The 21,322-nt window shown below is 28.6% G+C and carries 20 protein-coding genes and 1 pseudogene; 15 read left to right on the top strand and 6 right to left on the bottom strand.

Annotated features, from left to right (window positions below):
* Positions 1 to 6: 6 nt before the first annotated feature.
* Complete coding sequence (serS, locus tag CG473_RS03790; protein WP_094254983.1) at positions 7 to 1,278, bottom strand: serine--tRNA ligase; 1,272 nt, start codon at positions 1,276 to 1,278, stop codon at positions 7 to 9.
* Positions 1,279 to 1,726: 448 nt separating this feature from the next.
* Between serS and CG473_RS03785 the strand changes: the two genes are divergently transcribed.
* From CG473_RS03785 to CG473_RS03735, 12 genes and pseudogenes are all read left to right on the top strand, one after another.
* Complete coding sequence (locus tag CG473_RS03785; RefSeq protein WP_244895791.1) at positions 1,727 to 3,235, top strand: aldehyde dehydrogenase family protein; 1,509 nt, start codon at positions 1,727 to 1,729, stop codon at positions 3,233 to 3,235.
* Between the two features lies 1 nt (position 3,236).
* Positions 3,237 to 4,259, top strand: a complete 1,023-nt coding sequence (gene iolC / locus CG473_RS03780; protein ID WP_208107027.1) for a 5-dehydro-2-deoxygluconokinase — start codon at positions 3,237 to 3,239, stop codon at positions 4,257 to 4,259.
* A complete protein-coding gene (locus CG473_RS03775; protein WP_094254980.1) occupies positions 4,243 to 5,034 on the top strand; it encodes a 5-deoxy-glucuronate isomerase in 792 nt (263 codons plus the stop codon). Before iolC ends, CG473_RS03775 begins: the two co-directional genes overlap by 17 nt.
* Before the next feature lie 12 nt (positions 5,035 to 5,046).
* Positions 5,047 to 6,054: an inositol 2-dehydrogenase gene (iolG, locus tag CG473_RS03770; protein WP_094254979.1), complete on the top strand. Its 1,008-nt coding sequence runs from the start codon at positions 5,047 to 5,049 to the stop codon at positions 6,052 to 6,054.
* Position 6,055: 1 nt separating this feature from the next.
* A pseudogene (locus tag CG473_RS04330) lies at positions 6,056 to 7,045 on the top strand (thiamine pyrophosphate-binding protein); the annotation flags it as partial.
* Positions 7,046 to 7,063: 18 nt separating this feature from the next.
* Positions 7,064 to 8,011 carry a thiamine pyrophosphate-dependent enzyme gene (locus CG473_RS04325; protein ID WP_243720111.1) on the top strand — a complete coding sequence of 316 codons (948 nt, stop codon included), beginning with the start codon at positions 7,064 to 7,066 and terminating at the stop codon, positions 8,009 to 8,011.
* A gap of 9 nt (positions 8,012 to 8,020) precedes the next feature.
* The gene (iolE, locus tag CG473_RS03760) at positions 8,021 to 8,926 is read left to right on the top strand and encodes a myo-inosose-2 dehydratase (protein WP_094254978.1); all 906 of its coding nucleotides are present in this window, start codon (positions 8,021 to 8,023) and stop codon (positions 8,924 to 8,926) included.
* A gap of 1 nt (position 8,927) precedes the next feature.
* Positions 8,928 to 10,490: a sugar ABC transporter ATP-binding protein gene (locus CG473_RS03755; protein WP_243720109.1), complete on the top strand. Its 1,563-nt coding sequence runs from the start codon at positions 8,928 to 8,930 to the stop codon at positions 10,488 to 10,490.
* Positions 10,483 to 12,339: an ABC transporter permease subunit gene (locus tag CG473_RS03750; protein ID WP_243720110.1), complete on the top strand. Its 1,857-nt coding sequence runs from the start codon at positions 10,483 to 10,485 to the stop codon at positions 12,337 to 12,339. The genes CG473_RS03755 and CG473_RS03750 overlap by 8 nt, the downstream gene beginning before the upstream one ends.
* 11 nt (positions 12,340 to 12,350) lie before the next feature.
* The gene (locus CG473_RS03745; RefSeq protein WP_094254977.1) at positions 12,351 to 13,574 is read left to right on the top strand and encodes a substrate-binding domain-containing protein; all 1,224 of its coding nucleotides are present in this window, start codon (positions 12,351 to 12,353) and stop codon (positions 13,572 to 13,574) included.
* A 6-nt stretch (positions 13,575 to 13,580) separates the two neighbouring features.
* On the top strand, positions 13,581 to 14,618 hold the full coding sequence (locus tag CG473_RS03740; protein WP_094254976.1) for a Gfo/Idh/MocA family oxidoreductase: 1,038 nt from the start codon (positions 13,581 to 13,583) through the stop codon (positions 14,616 to 14,618).
* On the top strand, positions 14,618 to 15,496 hold the full coding sequence (locus CG473_RS03735) for a class II fructose-bisphosphate aldolase (RefSeq protein ID WP_094254975.1): 879 nt from the start codon (positions 14,618 to 14,620) through the stop codon (positions 15,494 to 15,496). Before CG473_RS03740 ends, CG473_RS03735 begins: the two co-directional genes overlap by 1 nt.
* Positions 15,497 to 15,522: 26 nt before the next feature.
* On the opposite strand, the gene CG473_RS03730 is transcribed toward CG473_RS03735, so the two are convergent.
* On the bottom strand, positions 15,523 to 16,800 hold the full coding sequence (locus CG473_RS03730) for a hypothetical protein (protein WP_094254974.1): 1,278 nt from the start codon (positions 16,798 to 16,800) through the stop codon (positions 15,523 to 15,525).
* A gap of 90 nt (positions 16,801 to 16,890) precedes the next feature.
* Between CG473_RS03730 and CG473_RS04370 the strand changes: the two genes are divergently transcribed.
* Together CG473_RS04370 and CG473_RS03720 are read left to right on the top strand one after the other, a co-directional pair.
* Entirely contained in the window at positions 16,891 to 17,148 is a 258-nt protein-coding gene (locus tag CG473_RS04370) for a PTS glucose transporter subunit IIA (RefSeq protein WP_094254973.1), read from the top strand.
* Positions 17,142 to 17,399 carry a PTS glucose transporter subunit IIA gene (locus tag CG473_RS03720; protein ID WP_166623203.1) on the top strand — a complete coding sequence of 86 codons (258 nt, stop codon included), beginning with the start codon at positions 17,142 to 17,144 and terminating at the stop codon, positions 17,397 to 17,399. The genes CG473_RS04370 and CG473_RS03720 overlap by 7 nt, the downstream gene beginning before the upstream one ends.
* Here CG473_RS03720 and CG473_RS03715 read toward each other — a convergent pair whose 3' ends face one another.
* Genes CG473_RS03715 through tsaE form a run of 4 tightly spaced genes read right to left on the bottom strand, consistent with a single transcriptional unit; the run spans position 17,400 to position 19,966 of the window.
* Positions 17,400 to 18,131: a nitroreductase family protein gene (locus CG473_RS03715; protein WP_166623204.1), complete on the bottom strand. Its 732-nt coding sequence runs from the start codon at positions 18,129 to 18,131 to the stop codon at positions 17,400 to 17,402.
* On the bottom strand, positions 18,124 to 19,059 hold the full coding sequence (gene tsaD, locus CG473_RS03710; protein WP_094254970.1) for a tRNA (adenosine(37)-N6)-threonylcarbamoyltransferase complex transferase subunit TsaD: 936 nt from the start codon (positions 19,057 to 19,059) through the stop codon (positions 18,124 to 18,126). The genes CG473_RS03715 and tsaD overlap by 8 nt, the downstream gene beginning before the upstream one ends.
* On the bottom strand, positions 19,053 to 19,583 hold the full coding sequence (locus CG473_RS03705; protein ID WP_094254969.1) for a hypothetical protein: 531 nt from the start codon (positions 19,581 to 19,583) through the stop codon (positions 19,053 to 19,055). Before CG473_RS03705 ends, tsaD begins: the two co-directional genes overlap by 7 nt.
* A complete protein-coding gene (gene tsaE, locus CG473_RS03700) occupies positions 19,574 to 19,966 on the bottom strand; it encodes a tRNA (adenosine(37)-N6)-threonylcarbamoyltransferase complex ATPase subunit type 1 TsaE (RefSeq protein ID WP_094254968.1) in 393 nt (130 codons plus the stop codon). The genes CG473_RS03705 and tsaE overlap by 10 nt, the downstream gene beginning before the upstream one ends.
* 38 nt (positions 19,967 to 20,004) lie before the next feature.
* On the opposite strand from tsaE, the gene CG473_RS03695 reads away from it, so the two are divergent.
* Positions 20,005 to 21,129, top strand: a complete 1,125-nt coding sequence (locus CG473_RS03695; RefSeq protein WP_094254967.1) for a potassium channel family protein — start codon at positions 20,005 to 20,007, stop codon at positions 21,127 to 21,129.
* The last annotated feature ends 193 nt before the right edge of the window (positions 21,130 to 21,322 follow it).

Below are 21,322 nucleotides of genomic sequence, written 5' to 3'. Positions count from 1 at the left end.
AATTTTTTAATCTTGCAATTTTATTGAATCTTTACCAAAATAAGGAACTAAAATTTTCGGAATAGTTATAATGTTTTTTTCTGCATCATAACCTTGTTCAATTAAAACAGCCATAATTCTATCGATGGCCATTCCTGAACCATTCATTGTATGTGCAAATTCAGTTTTACCTTCATTATTTCGATATCTGATATTTGCTCTTCTGGCTTGAAAATCTCCCATTCATGAAACTGAACTAGTTTCGCGGAATCTTTTTTCACTTGGCAATCATATTTCAAAATCATAAGTTATTTGGCTTGAAAAACCTGTATCACCAGTTGATAAAAGTAATTGTTGAAATGGAATTTCCAATTCTAAAAGCATTGCTTTAGCATTTTCAACCATTGAATTAAATTCAACTTCAGCAAGTTCTTGAGAAGTAATTTTAACCATTTCAACTTTTCTGAATTGATGCATTCTAATTATCCCGTGATTGTCTTTACCACCTGAACCAATTTCGCTTCTAAAACAGTCAGAATAGGCTGTAAGTTTCTTGCTTTTAGTTAAGTCAATTATTTCATTATTATAAATATTTGTTAATGAAACTTCACTCGTAGGTATCAAATAATGATTTGAATTTAACTTGAAAAGATCTTCTTCGAATTTAGGTAATTGACCAGTTCCAAAGAGCATTTCGGGATTAACCATAACAGGAACAATATATTCTTCATAACCATTTTTTTCATGAAAATCAAGCATGTAATTTTGTAAAGCTCTAACTAATTTAGCGCCTTCACCTTTATATAAAATGAATCTTGTTCCACTCATTCTAATGGCTCTTTTAAAATCAATAATGTCAAATTTTTCAGCTATTTCATAATGACTAACGTCAAGTGTTTTTAACAATCTATTTTCGGCTGCTTGGCGATAAACCACAACATTATCATTTTCATCTTTACCAACTGGGACAATATCTAGTTGTACATTTGGAATTCTAATAATGATTTCTTCTAATTCCTTATCAAGTCTATTTGCTTCTTCTTGTAAATATTTTTGCTCAGCTTTGATTGTTTGCAGTTTTTCAATTGCTTTTGCTTTTTCGTTTTTGTCTGAAATTGCTTTAATTAAATCCGATTCATTATTAAGTAAGAATTTTAATTTTTCAGCTTTATGTATTGCACTTCCCCGTTTTTGACTCAATCTAACTAAATTATTGATTGTTGAAGCTTCAACATTTTTTGTTTCTAGTTTTTTAATGAAATATTCTGGATTTTGAATTATCTTTTTAATGTCCAACATAATGCTCCTAATAATTAACGTTTTAAATAATGATTTAATTTTACTATGACTTGAAATATTACAATAATAAAGATCGCATTGTTAAATTTATTTAAGATAAAAGGCCTGACTAAAGAGTTATTCGTTTAAGAAAATGCTTCTTTATTAAGGTTAAAATGCAATATTTCCATAAAAATCAAGCCTAGCTCTGATTTAGGATTTAAAATTTTCCACAAAATTGCTAAAAAATGACTAATTTGAACAAGAGTTATTTATCCATATATAATTTATTATTAGTAGTTAATTTTTATCCTAGAATTAACAATTTTCGACAATTGATTATCATTATAGTCTCAAAATTTAAAAATTTTTTTAATTATTGCCTTCAATTTGGCAATTTTTGCTGCTATTTTTTCCACGTATGCCTTACCAAGCCATTCATTAAGTGAGATATTCATATAATTTTCCTATGTACCTAAACGGGGTACATTTTATTTGAAAGGAAACTATGCAGTTTAATAAAAAATTTATAAGAAGTTATGTCAATGGACATGAAATTTCAGAATCTGGCGGGAAAATAATCGATGTTCGTAGCCCACACGATGATAAATTACTAGCTCAAGTAGAATTTTCTACTGTTAAAACAGTTGATGAAGCCGTTAAAGCAGCTAGAATTGCTCAAAAAAGTTGAGGTGCCTTAACTTTTAAAAAAAGAAGTGAAGTTCTTTATAAATATCGAAGTTTATTAGAAGCAAATAAAGACCAATTAGCTCAATTAGTTCATTTAGATAATGGTAAAACATTAACTGAAGCAGAAGCAGAAGTTGGTAAATGTATTGAATTAACTGATTTTGCTTGTTCTATTCCGCAAATTATTAGTGGTGAAACACAATTTGTAAGTAGAGGAATTTTAGCTAGAGAAGAAAAAAGACCAGTTGGTGTTTTTGGTGTAATTACGCCATTTAACTTTCCATTAATGGTACCACATTGATCAATTCCAAATGCAATTGCAACAGGTAATGCAATAATTTTAAAACCTAGTGAACAAACACCATTAGCAACAAGTTACATGGCTGAATTATGAAAAGAAGCTGGTTTACCAGATGGAATATTAAACATTGTATATGGCGGGCCTGAAATTGGTGAAGCATTAACTTCACATCCAGAAATTTCGGGAATTACTTTTGTTGGTTCAACCAATGTTGCTAAAACAGTTTATTTAAACGGTTCAAAAACACTTAAAAGAGTTTTATCTTTAGGTGGGGCTAAAAATCATGTTTTTGCTTTACCAGATGCTGATCCTGAAATTTCTGCTAAAGAAATATTATCATCTGCAATCGGAATGGCAGGTCAAAGATGTATGGCATTAAGTGTAGCCTTATCTGTTGGAAAAAATAACCCGGTAATTGAAAAATTAGTTGAAAAAGCTAAAGGTTACAGACTTGGTGTAAATTTTCCCCCAATAGTTTCAAAAGAAAATGTAGCCAAATTAGAAGCATATATTGAAAAATCTAAAAAACTCGGAGCAAAAATATTGGTTGATGGTACCAAAAATTATAAAAAACCTGCAAGCATGGAAAATGGTTACTGATTTGGACCAACAATTATTGACTGATCTGGAATCCAAGATAAAATGCCAGAAGAAGAAATTTTTGGTCCTATTTTAGAAGTGGTTAAGTTTGAACACTTAAAAGATGCTATTGAATTCCAAAAAAGAAGTCCTTACGGAAATTCAGCTTCAATTTTTACCCAGAGCGGTAGAGCAGCAGAAGAAATATTAAAAGAAATGAGTCCAGGAATGCTTGGAGTAAATATCGGTGTGCCAGTTCCTAGAGAACCATATAGTTTTGGAGGATTAAATTCATCAAAATTTGGCTACGGTGATATTACAGGTAAATCTTCATTAAACTTTTGAACCAACTTAGTTAAAGTTACAACAAAATGAAATGCCGAAGACAAAGCAGATTGAATGTCATAGAATGCTTAAAAAAGATTTTGTATTAATAGGTAGAATTGCAATTGATTTTAATCCAACTGACTTTTACAATACTTTAGAAAATTCCGATAATTTTAACAAATACATAGGTGGTTCAACTGCTAATACCGCAATTGGTCTTTCACGCTTAGGTAGTAAAGTTGGTGTTTTTGCCATGATTAGTGATGATCAATTTGGTAGATATGTAACAAATATTTTGAATAAAGAAAATGTTGATACAACAAGGTTGAAAATTCACCCAAATTACAAACTAGGACTGACTTTTACCGAAATAAAATCAGAAAATGAAAGTTCAATTCTGATGTATAGAAATCAAGCTTCTGATTTAGAAATTGCTTCAAGTGATATTGATGAAGAATACATAATAAATTCAAAAACATTGCTTGTAACCGGAACATCATTAAGTAAAAGCCCTTCAAGAGAAGCTGCTTTAAAAGCGGTAAAAATTGCAAGAAAAAACGAGATAAAAATTATATTCGATATTGATTTTAGAAACTACACATGACAAAACGAAGAAGAAACTAATATTTATTATCAATTAGTTGCCGAGCAATCAAACATCATTATTGGAAGTGTGCAAGAAATTGAATTATGTTCTAAATGAACAATTGAGAATAAATCATTTGAAACAAAAGAAAAAAGAATAGATGCACTTGCTAAACATTGATTAAAAAGTGCTGAAATTGTTATTGCTAAAGATGGTAAAAATGGATCAATTCTTTACACCAAAGATCGAAAGTTTTTAGTTAGAATCGTGAAAATAAAAATGCTAAAAGGCTACGGTGGTGGCGATGCATACGCAAGTTACTTTTTACATTATTTTACTAAAGAAAATAACATTAAAAAAGCACTTAAATACGCAACAGCAGCAGCTAGTTGTATGGTTAATTCACACAGTTCGTTCGATTTACCAAATGTTGAAACATTAGAAAAATTTATTTTAGAAAACGAAAAAGAGCCTGAGACTTTAGTAATTGAAAAGGAATGAAATGCATTTACGAAATAGCAATTTAAAACCAGGTTTAAATATGCTTGTTAATAGAACAAAACGAGCTAAACATATGTTGTTAGATGTTGATATTTATTTAGCATCTGAAAATGAAACTATAGAATTTTCAACAGAAAAATTAGAAGAAAAAGTATTTTTACTTTTAACTGGTGAAGCAGTGGTATCTTACTCAGGTAAAGATTACGTAGCTAAACGAAAAAGTGTTTTTGAAGAAAAACCAACGGTATTTCACATTGGACAAATCGAAAATATTAAAATCAAAAATCTTAAAAAAAGTGAATGATTAATCATAACTAGTGATACTGAAAAACAAAAAGGCTTTTCAATTCATGAACCTACAAGTATAAAAGAAGATATCTTCGGCCAAACAGACTGACAAGGTGTTGCAAGAAGAAAAGTTAGAACAGTATTTGATTATTCAACAAAGCCTACTTCAAATATTGTTGTTGGCGAAGTAATTACAAAACAAGGTCATTGATCTTCATATTTACCTCACCGTCATAACCAACCAGAAATGTACTTTTTCAAATTTGAAAAGCCTGATAGTGCTTTCGGAATTTCTGTTGCTGGTGAAAATGCATACATAGTTAGAGAAAATGATGTTAATGCAGTTCCATCTAATTTAGACCATCCAGTATCTGCTGCACCTGGGTATCCACTATATTACTGTTGAATTATTAAAAATTTAAAAAATGATCCATGAAACTCAAGAAATGAAGCTGAAGAACACTTGTGATTAAAAGATAAAAATGCGAAGTACCACGATTTTTAAGAAGGGATAAAAATGATAAAAGTAGGAATTATTGGAGGCGGTAGAATTGGTCAGATTCATGCTAAAGCAATAAGTAAATTAGAAGGGGCAAAAGTAGTTGCAATTGCTGATGCATTTATGAATGATGAAACTAAAATGAAAATTGCAAATAATGGCAATATTAAATTTTTTAAGTCACATGAAGAAATGCTTGAAAAAGCAGATCTTGATGCAGTTTATATCTGCAGTCCAACTTCAGAACATGTTAAACATGCTAAAGATTCTATAAAAGCTAAAAAACATGTTTTTTGCGAAAAACCAGTTAGCTTTAATTTAGATGAAATAAAAGCTATTAACAAACTTGTTGATGAATCTGGAAAAGTTTTTATGGTAGGTCATAACAGAAGATTTGATCATAATTTTATGGCTTTAAAAGATGCAATTAAAAGTGGGAAAGTTGGTGATGTTTATCAACTAAAAATTTCTTCAAGAGACCCCGGTTTACCCCCAATTCAATATATAGAAAAATCTGGTGGTTTATTCATGGACATGATGATTCATGATTTAGATATGTCACTTAATTTAATAAACAAAAAACCAATATCTATTTATGCAACAGGAGCAGCACTAGTTAATCCTGAAATTAAAAAAGTGGGCGATATTGATACAGCTATTGTCACTATAACATTTGAAGATAATACTATGGCAGTAATTGATAATTGTAGATTAGCAAAATATGGTTACGACCAACGAGCAGAAGTACATGGTTCACTTGGAAGTGCCCAAATCGGAAACGAAAAACCTTCTACTTTAATTGTTTCAAATGAAAATGGAGTTACTTCTGAAAAACCATTACATTTCTTTTTAGAAAGATACATGAAATCATATGAAAATGAAGCAGTTAATTTTATTGATTCTATCAATGGTAATGATAAACCTAAAGCAACTATTACTGATGCTTATAATGCTGTTTTACTTGCAAAAGCTGCTGCAATTTCATTAAAAGAAAAAAGAGTTGTTAATTTAAGCGAGTTAGATTAATATGGCAAAAACTATTAGACTTACAACAGCACAGGCAATATTAAAATTTATTGATAACGTTTACATAAGTGTAGATGGTAAAGAAGATAAATTTGTTGCTGGAATTGCAACTATATTTGGTCATGGTAATGTTTTAGGTTTTGGTGAAGCATTAGGTCATTCAAAACATAATTTAAAACTATACCAAGGTAAAAATGAACAAGGTATGGCACATGTTGCATTAGGTTTTGCAAAACAAAACAATAGACATAAAATTATTGCTTGTACTACATCAATAGGACCTGGAGCAGCAAATTTAGTAACTGCAGCAGGAACTGCTTCAGCTAATAACATACCACTTTTACTATTTCCAGGTGATACATATGCTAGTCGCAGACCCGATCCAGTCTTGCAACAAATCCAACATGATTTTAACCCTAATTTAACAACAAATGATGCTTTAAAACCTGTATCAAGATATTGAGATAGAATCAACAGACCCGAACAAATTATTAGTTCATTAATCAATGCATTTGAAGTCTTAACCGATCCGGAATTAACTGGTGCTGTAACTATAGCACTGCCGCAAGATGTTCAAGGGATGGCATATGATTATCCAAGTTGATTTTTTGAAAAAAGAGTTTACAGATTAAAACGCGCTCTACCTGAAAATGAATTAATTTTAGAAGCTGCTTCATTAATTGCTAAAGCAAAAAGACCACTTGTAATTATCGGTGGGGGTACCCGTTATTCATTAGCAAGAAAAGAAGTATTGCAATTTATTGAAAGATTTAAAATCCCATTTGCATTTACTCAAGCAGGACTTTCATCATTACCTTAAAGCAGTGAATTTTCATTAGGCGGAATCGGAGTAACAGGAACTGCTGCAGCAAATATATATGCTAAAAAAGCAGATGTAATTATTGGACTTGGAACTAGATATACAGACTTTACAACAAGTAGTAAAACTCAATTTAATGAAGCTGCAAAATTTGTAAATATTAATGTTAAAAAAATGGATGCAATCAAAATGAGAGGAATAAATATTATTGCTGATATTAAAGTTGCAATCCCAATTCTACAAGATAAAGTTTCACTAAATCGAATTAATTTTGATGTTGCAGATGAAGTAAATTTTTTAAGAAATGATTGAGCAAATGAACTTGAAAGATTAGGGAATAAAACTTCAAACGAAGCAATTAAAAATCCCGAAATAAATGATAACAATAGCCTTGCTCCAGAAAAATTTGCAAAATTCATGAAGCAAATTTATCCTGATCTTGAAGTAATGCCGCAAACAAGAGTTATTCATTTACTTAGAAGACATTTATCACATGATGCAATTATTACAAGTGCATCAGGATCATTACCAGGCGATTTACAAAGAATGTGAACAACAAATTCATTTGGTTCATATAATGTCGAATATGGCTATTCATGTATGGGACATGAAATTCAAGCTGCAATCGGTTCATCTATTGCTATTGGTAATAGACCTACATATTCATTAGTAGGTGATGGTAGCTTTATTATGCTTCATAGTGAAATGCTTACTGCAGTTCAAGAAGGAATTCCTACAGTTATCGTTTTATTTGACAATAGTGGATTTAGTGTTATTAATAATTTGCAAGTAGGACATAAATTAAGTTCATTAGAAACAGAATTTTACTCACGTGAAAAAGCTGGGCAAAATAATTATAAAAATTATGTTACAACTAATTTTGCGCAAATAGCTAAAGGCTATGGTTGAGATTCAATTCTAGTCAAAAATGAAGATGAATTAATTGAAGCTTTAGAAAAATCAAAAACAGTTACTAAACCATTTTTAATTGAAGTAAAAGTTTTTCCAAAATCTATGACTCATGGTTATGAAGCATTTTGACAAACCACTAATGTAGAAATTACTGACGATAAAGAAATTGCTAAAGAAAGTATTAAAAACCAAAAAATTATTAACGAAAATAATAATTTTAATTAGGGCGATAATATGAAATACAAATTTTCAAATGTAAAAATTGGAATAGCACCAATTGCTTGAACAAATGATGACATTCCAGAATTGGGAAAAGAAAATTCGTTTGAACAATCTATATCTGAAATGGCATTAGCTGGTTTTCAAGGCACAGAAATTGGAGGAGCAAAATTTCCAAAAGATCCTAAGATTCTTAAACCATATTTAAAAGTAAGAAAACTTGAAATTGCTTCAGCATGATTTAGTAGTTTTATTTTAAAAGAGGGTTTAGAAAAAACGCTTGAAGAGTTTAAAAAACACGTTCAAATGTTAAAAGAAATGGGAGCCAAAGTTGTTGTTGTTAGTGAACAATCAAAAAGCATTCAAGGGCTAACGGACGTACCGGTATTTTCTCAAAAACCAATACTAGAAAAAGGCGAAGCAACCATTTTATATAAAGGACTTAATGAACTAGGTAAATATTCAAAATCACAAGGATTAGATTTAGTATATCACCATCATATGGGGACAATAATCCAAACTTACAAAGAAACAGTTGATATGCTAAAAGGCACAAATCCTGAATATGTTTCATTAATATTTGATACTGGACATTTTAGTTACACAGGTGAAGATATTTCTAAGATAGTTAAAGAATTAGCACCAAGAATTAAACACGTTCATTTAAAAAGTATTAGAAAAGATATTGTTGATAAAGTTAAACGTGAAAACTTATCGTTTCTAAATGGAGTAAGATTAGGCTCATTTACAATCCCGGGAGATGGTGATGTAAATTATGATAAGTTTTTTGAAGTTTTATCAAAACATGGTTACCAAGGTTGATTTTTAGTTGAAGCAGAGCAAGATCCTGCTAAAGCAAATCCATTTGTTTATGCACTTAAAGCAATGAAATTTATAAAAGAAAAAATAGAGGTAATTTAATATGACAAATACCTTTAATCAAGCAAATAATTTAGAAAAAAATATTGATGAAAAAATATTTCAAGTTAGGAATATAAATATTAGTTTCGGACCAGTAAAAGTCCTCAATGATATGAACTTAGACTTGTACAAAGGCAAAGGTGTTGCCATAGTTGGCGAAAACGGAGCTGGTAAAAGTACTTTAATGAAAATCATATCTGGGATTTATCAAGCTGATAGTGGTGAATTAATTTATAATGGCAAAAAAGTTAATTATACAAACACTATTCAAAGTCAAAAAGATGGTGTAGTAATTATTAATCAAGAACAGCAACTGGTTGAAAGTCTTAGTGTTTCACAAAATATTTTTTTAGGTAATGAAATTAAAAATAAATTAGGTTTTGTTAACAACTATGAAATGAATAAGTATGTTGAAAAAATTTTTAACGATTTAAACATTCATATCAATCCTAAAACAATTGTTGCAACATTAACAATTGCACAAAAGCAATTTGTTGAAATTGCAAAAGCTTTAAGTAAAAACCCTAAAGTAATTATCTTTGATGAACCAACTTCAATGCTTGCAAAAGACGATACTGAAAAACTTTATAAAATTGTTAGAGACTTAAAAAGTAAAGGTGTAGCTATTGCTTGAATAACCCACAGAATGGAAGAAATTCCAATTACTTGTGAATACGTATCAGTTATAAGAAATGGTTTTTTTGTTACACAAAGAAATATAGAAAGTTTTGCTGGTAATGAAGAAATTGTTAATTTAATGATTGGTAATGAACTTAAAGATTATTTTCCTGAAAAGTGAGAATTTCAAAATAAGGAAGTATTACTAAAAGTTAATAACTTAACAAGTGATGCATTAAGAAATATTTCTTTTGAATTGAACCGTGGTGAAATAGTTGTATTTTACGGTTTAATTGGTTCTGGAAGAACTGAACTAGCTTTATCAATAATTGGTGAAATGCCCTATTTTTCTGGATCGTTATATTATGATGGCAAAAATTATAATCCTACCGGAGCTGCTAAAGCAATTAGCAATCAAATTTATTATTTATCTGAAGATAGAAAAGCACTCGGATTACATGTTAATAAATCTATTGAATACAACATTGTTTTATCATCACTTAATAAGTACAAAATGAACAAATTTATTCCATTAATGAGCAATCTCAAAATTGGTAATAAAAGTGATGATTTAATTGACAAATTAAAAATAAAAACTGAATCAAAAAACAAAATCACCTCATCACTTTCTGGAGGGAATCAACAAAAGGTATCAATTGCAAAAGGAATTGCTACTATGCCAAAATTATTTATTTTAGATGAACCTACCAGAGGTGTCGATGTTGGTTCTAGAAAAGAAATTTATACTTTAATAAATAACTTTAAAAAACAGGGCAAAGGTTTAATGATAATTAGTTCTGATTTGCCTGAAGTTGTTGGAATCGCAGATCGAGTAATCGTAATGTATGAAGGACACATAACAGGAGAATTAGTTGGAAAAGATATTGTTGATTCAAAAATACTATCACTAGCTTTAAACTTAGGAAAGGAAAACAGTAATGCTTAATAAATTATTCCGGAGCAAAAAAATTCAAAAAGATGATAATAAATTCTATGAACATATTCAATTAGAATATAAAGATCCATTAAGCGATATTGAAAAAATTAAGCAAAATTATGGTCTTAGGTTTGAAGTTTTACAAAAACAATATGAAACCAAAGTTGAAGCCGTTCAGGACATGCTTTTCAATATTGCTGTCACGCTTAATGAACGAAAAGAAAAATTAATTAATAAAAAGATTAATGAATCTTTAAAAGATTTATTGACAAACGAACAAATTGAATATAAATATAAAAATTTAGAATTAACAAGAATACAAGCTGATGAAATGATCAAGAAAAATGAACTTGATAAAAAACGTTTAATTGCAGCTGAAATGGAAAAATCTAAAGAAGAAATTGAAAAAATAGATAATTTAATTCAATACAAAAGACATAAATACAAAGCTAAAATTGAAAGACTTAAAAAGTCACATGAACGCTATATGAAGCGGATGCAAAGATCTGCAGATAATAAAATGGCAAAATTAACCACTGCTATGGAGCATGTTGAAAAACATCACAATTTGAATTTTATTGAACAAAAAGATAAATTAAATTCAAGCCTTGTTACTGTCAATAAAAAAATTAATTCTGAATTGAACAATTTAGAACTTAAATATTCAAATAGAGAATTGCCTATTAGTAAATATGAAGTTACTAAAAAGAAATTGATTGATTCTTATAAACAAAAAGTTGATCAATTAACAAAAGTTGCTCAAACTACTTATAAAAATTTTACTTCCAAAATTTGAAATTGAAAATTTACAAGTAGATTTGAAGAAGATAGACTTAGAAATGTAGGTAAAAGGGCACTTCTAGCTGCTAATGCATCAAAATTATTGTTCTTATTTTTATTTATTGCAATCATTACAGCTTTTCAAAGTCCAAATTATTTTTCAAGTTACAACTGATTTATTGCGATCTTAAAAAGTAACGTATTCATTGGTTTTATTGCAATGGGAGAAACACTAGCGATTTTAACTGCAGGTATTGACCTGTCCGTTGGTAGTTTAATTGGTTTTGGAGCCACTTTATATTTATATTTCACTGTTTCTTTAGGCATGCATTTTATACTCTCACTTGTCTTAATGATCGTGATAATGGTTATATTAGGATTTACAAACGGATTCTTAATTTCCAAATTTAAAATTCCGCCATTTATTATTACGCTTGCTGGACTTTTAACTTTAAGAGGGGGAATAAACGTAATATTAAAAGGAACACCTATTTCTAATTTAAATGACCCAATATTTAATTTCTTAAATACAGACTTAGGTAACAACTTCCATGTCTTACTACTTATATTTATCATAGTCGCAGTTGTAGCTGTATTCTTACTTAAATACACAAAATCAGGAAGATACATTTATGCTGTAGGAGATAATCCTGAAGCGGCTAAAATTTCAGGAATTAAAAATAATTGAATTCTTATGCTTGTATATGGTTTTAGTGCAACTTTTGCTATAGGCGGGGCATTATCTGCTGCAAGTTTAACAACATCAGTTTCTCCTAATACCGGATTTGGTTTTGAATTAGATGCTATTACCGCTGTAGTACTTGGTGGTACTGCTTTAAGTGGTGGTAAAGGAGGTATTGGTAAGACGATAATTGGTTGATTTGCTGTTGCAATATTATTAAATTCATTTGCCTTTTTCAATGTTGATAGTAATTATCAACAAATTGCAAAAGGATTAATAATTATTGTGGCTGTTATCTTCAATAAAAACACAAGAATAATCGAACGATTGAAAAAACTATATTTAAAAACACTTAAATATCGTATTTTAATTGTCAACCATAAAAAAATTTATTAAAAGGATAAAATATGAAAATTAACAAGAAAACTTTAATTGCCGGAGGACTAATTTTTGCTACCGGTATCGCAGGTGTTGCTGCAGTTTCGTGTGGTACATCTTCAGCTAATGAAGTTGCTTTAGTAGTATCAACTAGAAATAACCCTTTTTATACTGCTATTATTAATGCTGCACAAGCAAAAGCAGATGAACTTGGACTTTCATTAGTAATTTATGATTCACAAAATGATGCTCAAAAAGAAACAACACATATTAACAATATTATTGCTAAAGGAACTACAAAAGTTGTTTTATTAAATGACGTAAATGAATCATCTGGTATTTCATCAGTAAGAACTTTAAATGGAGCTAAAATCCCTGTTGTTGCTTTAGACCATTTATTAACTAATGATAATGAGGCAGTTAAAAATTCTGGAATTAAAGTTGAGGCAAATATTGCTTCAGATAATAAACAAGCTGGAAAAATTATTGCTCAATTATTAGCTCAAAAAATTGGTCTTCCTGCAGATGCACCTGTTTATACACTTTATGGTCTTCCTGGTACTGAAAGTGGTGAATCTAGAGCTTCAGGGTTTTTAGAATCAGTTAAAAAATCAGCAACAGAAAATGTTGCTTATAACTTATTTGCTTATACTAAATATGGACAAGCAGTAAGAAACGGAGTTAACTATGTTGGTGATCAAGCTGACGATAATAGAGATAAAGCAACTCAAACTACAGCCAACCGACTTGCTACATTATTTGCAGCATCTAGATCAGATAGACCTGCTTTAGTTTTTGGAACAAATGATGAATCAGCTATTGGTGCAATTTCAGCTATTCAAACAGGTGGACTAGCACTAGCTGGTAATGCTGAATATGATGCATCATTAACTGGAGCTAATCGTCAAATTTATGTAACAGGAGTTGACGATACAGCTGATGCCTTAGCAAGTATTAAAGAAGGTAAAATGACAGCAACTGTTAAACAAGATACAACAGCAATGTCACAAATAGCTGTGCAAATTGCTAAAGATATTATTGATGGTAAATGAACAAGTAGTGCAAAACCTACTTACAAATCATATTACGATGCTTATCCAACTGTTGCAAAAAATAAAACTGTTAGTGATGCAATTGAACAAGGTTACTTCTTCAGTATTGGTACACAAATAAGATGAAAAAATAAACAAGGAAATATTGAATTATTAGGTGATGCTGATAACGATGGTATTCTTGAAGTAATTGCTTCTTAAGGTAAAATGGCTAATTTAAAAATCGGTGTGGTTGGTCTAGGAAGAATGGGTTTTAGGCACGCCAAAAATATAAATACTAAAATTGCAAATGCTCAGCTTTATTCGATTTGTAGTAACGATAAAGATTTAGCAGCTAAAGCTAAAGAGTTAAATGTTACAAAGTATTTTAGTGACTATGATTTAATGATTCAAGATCCAGAATTAGATGCAATTGTTATTGCTTCACCCAGTAAATTTCATCCTGAACAAATTATTAAAGCATTAAAAGCTGGTAAACATGTTTTAACTGAAAAACCATTAGATTCTAGCGTTGATAAAATTGAAAATTTATTTAATGAAATTAATAAATATAAAAATCTTGTTTTTCAAATCGGCTTCATGAGAAGAGTTGATAAACAGTTTGCAAATGCTAAAAATATAATTAATCAAGGAACAATTGGAAAACCAATTTTAGTCAAATCATTTTCACAAGATGCTGAACAAGATATTGATCAAGTTATTAAATTTGGACCTTCAAGCGGCGGACAATTTATAGATGTATCGGTTCATGATATTGATTTGATGATTTGATATTTAGATAGTTATCCAAAACGGGTTTGAGCAATAGGTCAGGCCTATAAATATGATGAATTTAAAAAGTGAAATGATGGCGATGTTGTTTCAGCAATGGTTGAATTTAACAACGGTGCAATGGGAATTTTAACAGCTTCAAGATTAGGTTCAGCAGGGTATCAAGCTAGTGCTGAAATAATAGGAACAGATGGCCATATTCTTGTTGATAAATTAGATATTGAACACAATGTTGTTACTATGAATAAAGACGGTGTAAACCAGAAATTATATAGAGACTTTTTATCTAGATTTAACGATGCATATGTAAATGAATTAGATAACTTTGTTAAATCCATTAATGATAAAAACTACGATAGGTCTCAATTAGAACAAGCTATTGCCGGTATGTATGCTGTTAATGAAATTCAGCAATCATTTTATGATAAAGAAATGAAAATTGTTAACTATCCAAAATTTTTAAAAGTGAAATAATGCCATTAGTTAATTCAAAAATACTTGTAAAACATGCTTATGAAAATGGATATGCCATCCCTCATTTTAATATGAACAATCTTGAAATTGCAAAAGCAATACTTGAAAGTGCGCAAGAAAATAATTCGCCAGTAATAATAGCTGCAACGCATGCAAGTTTATATTATATGGGTGGTGTAAATTCAGTTGCCGGATTAGTAAAAGGATTAATTAAGGATCTTAATATTACAATCCCAGTTGCACTTCATTTAGATCACGGCCAAGACTTTGAAATTATAGTTGCTGCTTTAGAAGCAGGATTTACTTCAGTTATGTTTGATGGCAGCAAACTTAATTTTAATGTTAATGCAACAATAACAAAAAAAGTTGTTGATATTGCAAAACAATATGATGCTGGTGTAGAAGCAGAAATTGGTGGAATTGGCGGTATTGAAGATGGTGTTGTTGGAAATATAGTTAAGGCTGACCCAAACCAGGTTGAAGAATTTAAAGATATTGGTGTTGATTTTTGCGCAGCAGGTGTTAACAACATACACGGAATATATCCCGAAAATTGAGAAGGATTAGATTTTGAATTAATTTCAAAACTAAAACAAATAAATATCCCACTTGTATTGCATGGTGGTAGTGGTATTTCAAAAAATGATGTTCAAAAAGCAATAAAAAATGGTATTTCTAAAATTAATGTAAATACAGAAATCTTATATACTTATGCTTTAGGTTTGCAACAGTACATTAACACAACTGATGTCTTGAAAAATAAAAACTACGACATTAAAAAAATATCTACATTTGGTATCGAAAAAATGAAACTTGAACTTTCAAATAAAATAAAAGAATTTGGTTCTTATAATAAATCAAACCAAATTCCAATTTAACAAACAAAACCCGGCTCTCCGGGTTTTTAAAATACTGATTTTAATTCAAAATCAAAAAATGCTGATATAGAGTCAATAACGTTGATTCCCATTTTTTGATATATTGCTAAAACACCCAAAATATTTTTTAGTGCCTGATTGTAATGATTTTGCTTTTCAACAGATTCTGGTGTAAATAATTCTAAAATTTTCATATTTGAGTTCATTCATTTTAAAAGTCTGTTTTTGAGATTATCATCCAGTTCAACTTCATGTATAAATTTTTCAATTACAGAATCATATAAAAGAGATTCATGTTTTTTTGCTAAAGACAAAATCTCTTTGTCATTTGTACGAAAATGTTCATCTAGTAATTTGAGTTGGTCTATATCAAGCTCTTCTTGAATTGCATCTGGTAATTTATAAAATTCCATTTCCTGAAATCAATTCGAAAATTCCTTGTATCATTTTCTATTTAATTTCAAAAATTCTTTTCATTGAGTAACTAAAAAAATAAATTTTTCTAGTTTATCTTTAGATTTGAAAAATCTTACAACTTCCTTGTTTTCAAAAATTTTTGACAAATTATCAAAATAACGTTGATTTTTTATTGCAATAATTGTTATGGTAAAAGACATATCCTTATAAATTATTTTGTTTTTAATTTTATTAAAAATTCTAATATAGTTTTGATTTCTATTATCTTCAATTTTGAAACTTTCTCCTACTTTTTTATTTTTAAATAAAGTAATTTCATCTTTAATTATCGTTTCTGAGCCAACTACATAATTTAACATTATTTGATGCATTTGTTGGCCATTTTCTTGATCCTCAACAATTACAGCTATATCTACTACTCTACCTATTTTGTCAATAAATTTGCTTTCTTTAGTTTCGTATATATTTAGAAATCTACTCATTAGTATGATTTCACTTTTTATTTTGTTGTTATTTATTTTTATGTCTCTTGGATGTATAAAATTATATTTTGGGAAATTATTTGTTAAATTTATTTCCTTATTTTTTTTATAAAAATATATCTTCATTTTAAAAATAATAAGATCATCTTTATTTTTATATTTACTTACATATTTTGATGTTGCATAATAGTAACCCAAATCACTTAGCTCTTGCTTAATTTGTTCTAATTTATTTTGAGTTACATAAAAACATATTTGAGAATTTATAATGTTTTTATTTTTTATATTTGGATTACCTTGTTTATTTAATTCATTAATTATATTATTGTAAATATTGTTCTTAATTCCGAATCTAATTTCTCACCAGTCGCTGTTTTTAGTTAATTTATAATTATATATATCCATAATAAAACAATTATACTCTTACAATATTTTAAAAATTAGTACTTTGTTTAAAACATTAATATAAATATTTTTAAATTAAAATATTAAATTATGGTAAACAAAGTTCAAAGAAATAATTTAAAAATAAATATTTGGTCACCGATAAAAGGTATATCCAACGACATAATAAATTCACCCGATTCTATTTTTAAAAGCAAACATTTAGGTGACGGCTGCTTTATTGAACCCGAAATTGATTCCGAACTAGTGAAAGTGTATTCTCCAGTCTCGGGTAAAATATTTTATTTCCCAATCACCGGCCCGGCCACGCAATTGGAATCGAAACTAGTGATAAAGTCAAAGTGCTAATTCATATTGGAATTGATACTGTAAGATTATTCGGCCATGGATTTGCACCAATTGCTAAATTAGATCAAAAAGTAAAACAAGGTCAATTAATTTGTGCTTATAGCCCAAAATTCATAATAGAAAAAGTGCCAGGCATTCCAAGTGTGGCAACTTTTGTAACTATAATTGATGTCTCATATTTTAAAAATTTAACATCCAAAATTATTGGTCCTGTTAAACAGAATCAAACTCTTTTTAAATTAGAAAAATAGTTACTTTAATCATTCTTTAATGTCGTCAATAAAATCACTTGTATAATCTCTTTTTAAACCGCGTATTGCATTTTTTACATAGTCGGTTTCTTTGTTTTCATAATTAATACTTATTGACTCAATTTCATTTTCATAATCTATTTGTTCTTGATTATATGAGTTTATAAAGCATCTATTTATATGCTCTTTCGTTAATGTATCAAATTTATCTTTACCAATTGCCAAACCAACTATGGGACTAACATGATTAGGAAGATTAAGTGATTCTTTTAAAAACTTTGAAATTCCAAAGTATCTGAAACCTCCCAAGTAACAAGTTTGATAACCAAGTTCTTGAGCAGCAAGCAAAGTCGTTTGTGCCATTATAAATGCATCACCAAAAGCAATCATAAAATTATTTAAATTATTCATTTCTAATTTTTCAATTGACATTGATATTTCTTTATCATAATAATTTTTAATAGCTCTTCTCAACCTATTTTGGTCTGCAACAAAAACTACCAAAACAGCATTTTTATATATGTGTTCTTGGTCTGGAAATTTTGACAAATTATATATTTCACGTTTAAGTTTTTTATCTGTAATAAATATTGCGCTTGAATCTAAAAAGTTATTACTAGTAGGACTAGAATTTGCTGCCTTCATCAATAAATTTAAATCACTTTTCTTGATTGCTTCATCTTTAAAATTTCTAGATGAATAACGCTTTGTAATAAAATCAATTTTACTCATTGTCACCCAATTTCTTATATGCGGCAATAGCGATCATTGCTGCATTATCAGTAGATAAATATATTGGAGGAATAATCACATTATTATGTAATGTTTTAACATTATTTCTTAAGTATGAATTAGCAGCTACTCCACCACCAATTATTAAAGTTTTTACATCATAATCATTCAACGCCAGTTTAACTTTATTAAATAATTGTTCAAAAGCTTTTTCCTGTAAAGAGCACGCCAAATCAATCTTGTCATATTTATTTTGGTTAGCTAGATTAATTACTTGAGACTTATTTCCGCTAAACGAAAGATCATATTTAGAATCAGTATGTACAGTATTTATTTTAATTCGATTGAAATCTATATTGTCTTTACATAATTTATCAATTACGGGACCGCCCGGAAATCCTAGTTGCAATTTTGTTGAAATTTTATCAAATAATTCTCCTATTGCATCATCTTGAGTTTGTCCTAATATTTTAATATCGTTTTTACTATTTGCAAACAATATTTGACTATGTCCTCCGGAAACAATTATTCCTAATGTAGGATATTCATATTTTTTTACAAATTCACCAGCAAAAAAATGACCATCTAAATGATTGACAGGAATCAATTCAAGCTCTAAAGATTGTGAAATTGCTTTTGCAACTAAAAAACCAATATGCAATGAACCAAGTAAACCCGGCTTTTCAGTGTATGCAATTTTATTAATTTTTTTAAAATCAAAATTTTCTTTTGCTTCAATAACCAATTTCAAAATATTCTCGCTATGCATTCTCGAAGCCATTTCAGGTATTGTACCGCCAAATTTTGCAAAATAATTAGACTGTGTTCATGTTTTCAAAAAATGAATTATAGGTTCTTTATTTTCACTAAATTCACAAATAGAAATTGATGTATCATCGTGACTTGTTTCGAAAGCAAGTATTATCATTTTTTAACTCCTATTTGAGGTTTTTTAATGTAATTAGATTTAATATCAACAGTATTATTTTCATAATTAAATTTTTTAGATAATTCTTTAAAATTTTTTACAAAAAATTCATAATCCATATTTGGATAATTATCATCTTCAGCTTCTTTTAAAATTATCTGATTATCATTATTTAATTCATAAACATATCCGCCACGAGCGTCGATTATTTTTTTACTTTTTGGATTTAAAAAAATAAAACTATTTGAAGTGTATATTTTGAAATTATTGAATTGTGATAAAGCAGCAAAATATGTTAATCCTGTTCTAATACCTGTAAAATAACCTGGTCCATTCGAAATATAAACTTCTTTAATTGAATTAAATTTAAGAGAATGTTCACTCAAAATTTCTTCCATTTTTTTTGGTAAATACTCTACTTTTTTATTTAAATTTTTTTCAAAAACATAATCTATTAATTCATAATTTTCATTAAATAAAGCCAGAAAAAAATCGACATTTGTTACATCACAAACTATTTTCATGTATCTCTCATTTCATAGTGATAAATCCCATTTTTTTCTTCAATGTAAATTAAAACATCAAAAGAAATAATATTTTTAGCAAGTTCAGCTCACTCAATTGCGACAGTATTATTTATAAAATAATCTTCATATTGGTCTAGTGAATCAATTTTATTATATATATCTAAATGTACTAAATTGTCATACACTTTCATTACATTAAAAGTAGGTGAGTTAACTGTTTCTTTTATGTTTAATAATTTAGCTAATTCTTGTACAAAAGTTGTTTTACCACTTCCTAAATTACCTATTAAACCAATAATTTTATTTTCCAAAAAATTCAAGTTTTTCTTAATGAAATTATTCAGTTCTAAGCGGTTACTTGTACTTAATTTTTCTAACATTTCTATATTATAATTTATTAGTATAAAATTAAAAAATTATGATTAACAAACCTACAAATAACTTCCAAGACTCAATGAAGAACATTTTACACTCAAATATTAAAATACGTAAGCGGATCAATTATGTAGTAACAAATAATTCATCCAATGAAGCAATAGTAGGCTATAAATCAACTAAAATTGCTTTTAATACACTTAGACAATTTTACTCATATATTTTACTTGCGCTTATATTAACTTCGTTTGCTTTTGTTGCTATACATTTAGAAAGCTCTGATCTTTGAGTAACAATACTTGTTGCGACTGTAGAAATAACATTGTTTTTATATCTTTTTATTGATTATGTATTATGAATGCTTAGTTATTCATATCGTAAAAAAGCAAAACCAATTGCAACAATACTATTTCCTTTTACAATAATAGGGATAGTATTGTTATTGGGAATGTTGCCAAGTTTATATGTAATTGATACATTAACATCATTATCTAAAGGTCAAAATATAGAGTCATTGAGCAACAATGATTCAATATTTCAATTTTCAAAAAATTTAATATTTTTAAGAACAGGAAGAATTATGTTGCTATTAACAGCATTCGGGCCGTTTAAATTACTAGTTAGAGTTTTTAAAAAAGAATGAAAAACTTTGACTTATGTTTTTGCAGCAATCATTATGTTGATACTTTTATTTGCTGTTATTATTTTAAATGCTGAAAGAAATGCAAATAGTAATTTAAATACTTATTGAGATGCAATTTATTTTACAACTATTAGTGTAGTCACAATTGGTTATGGAGACATCTCTCCGGTTACAGAAGCTGGTAGAGCAATGGTTATAATACTTTCACTAGTTGGTATTGCTTTATTTGCTATTCCTTCCGGAGTTATTGCCTCATCATATCTTGCTTCCATTCAAGATAGAGTTAATAGTGGTAAAAGTAAAAGTAAAAATGTTGGACGTATTAATATTGAAAAAATTCGTAAAAACATAGTTGAATTTTTTTATGGTCCTAATTATGGAAAAATTCACAAAGATAAAAAAATAAATATGCCAGCGCAAGAAATTGAACTTGAAAAAGTTTATGATGAGCAAATAAAAACACAAAAATTAATTATAGAACTTCAGAAACAGATTGCAGATTTAAAAGAAAAGCCCGAGAATTAGTAAAAATTTTTGAATAGTCATCTACAAATGCGACAAGTAGCCTAATTCCTAGTTTTTTCCATTATTTTTTTTCTCAATAGTGAACTGTAGAGAACCCTTTAAGTAGGACCAGATCTAAACTTAAGGGGTTTTTCTTATGAAACTAACATATGAAGACAAAATCAAAATAATCGAGATGATCGATAAAGGTGTT

Origin of the sequence: Mycoplasma testudineum (assembly GCF_002245785.1) — a bacterium.
In the GTDB taxonomy this organism is placed as follows: domain Bacteria; phylum Bacillota_I; class Bacilli_A; order Mycoplasmatales; family Metamycoplasmataceae; genus Mycoplasmopsis_B; species Mycoplasmopsis_B testudinea.
Note: the sequence above shows the minus strand (reverse complement) of the source record. Positions and strands in the feature narration are given on the sequence as shown.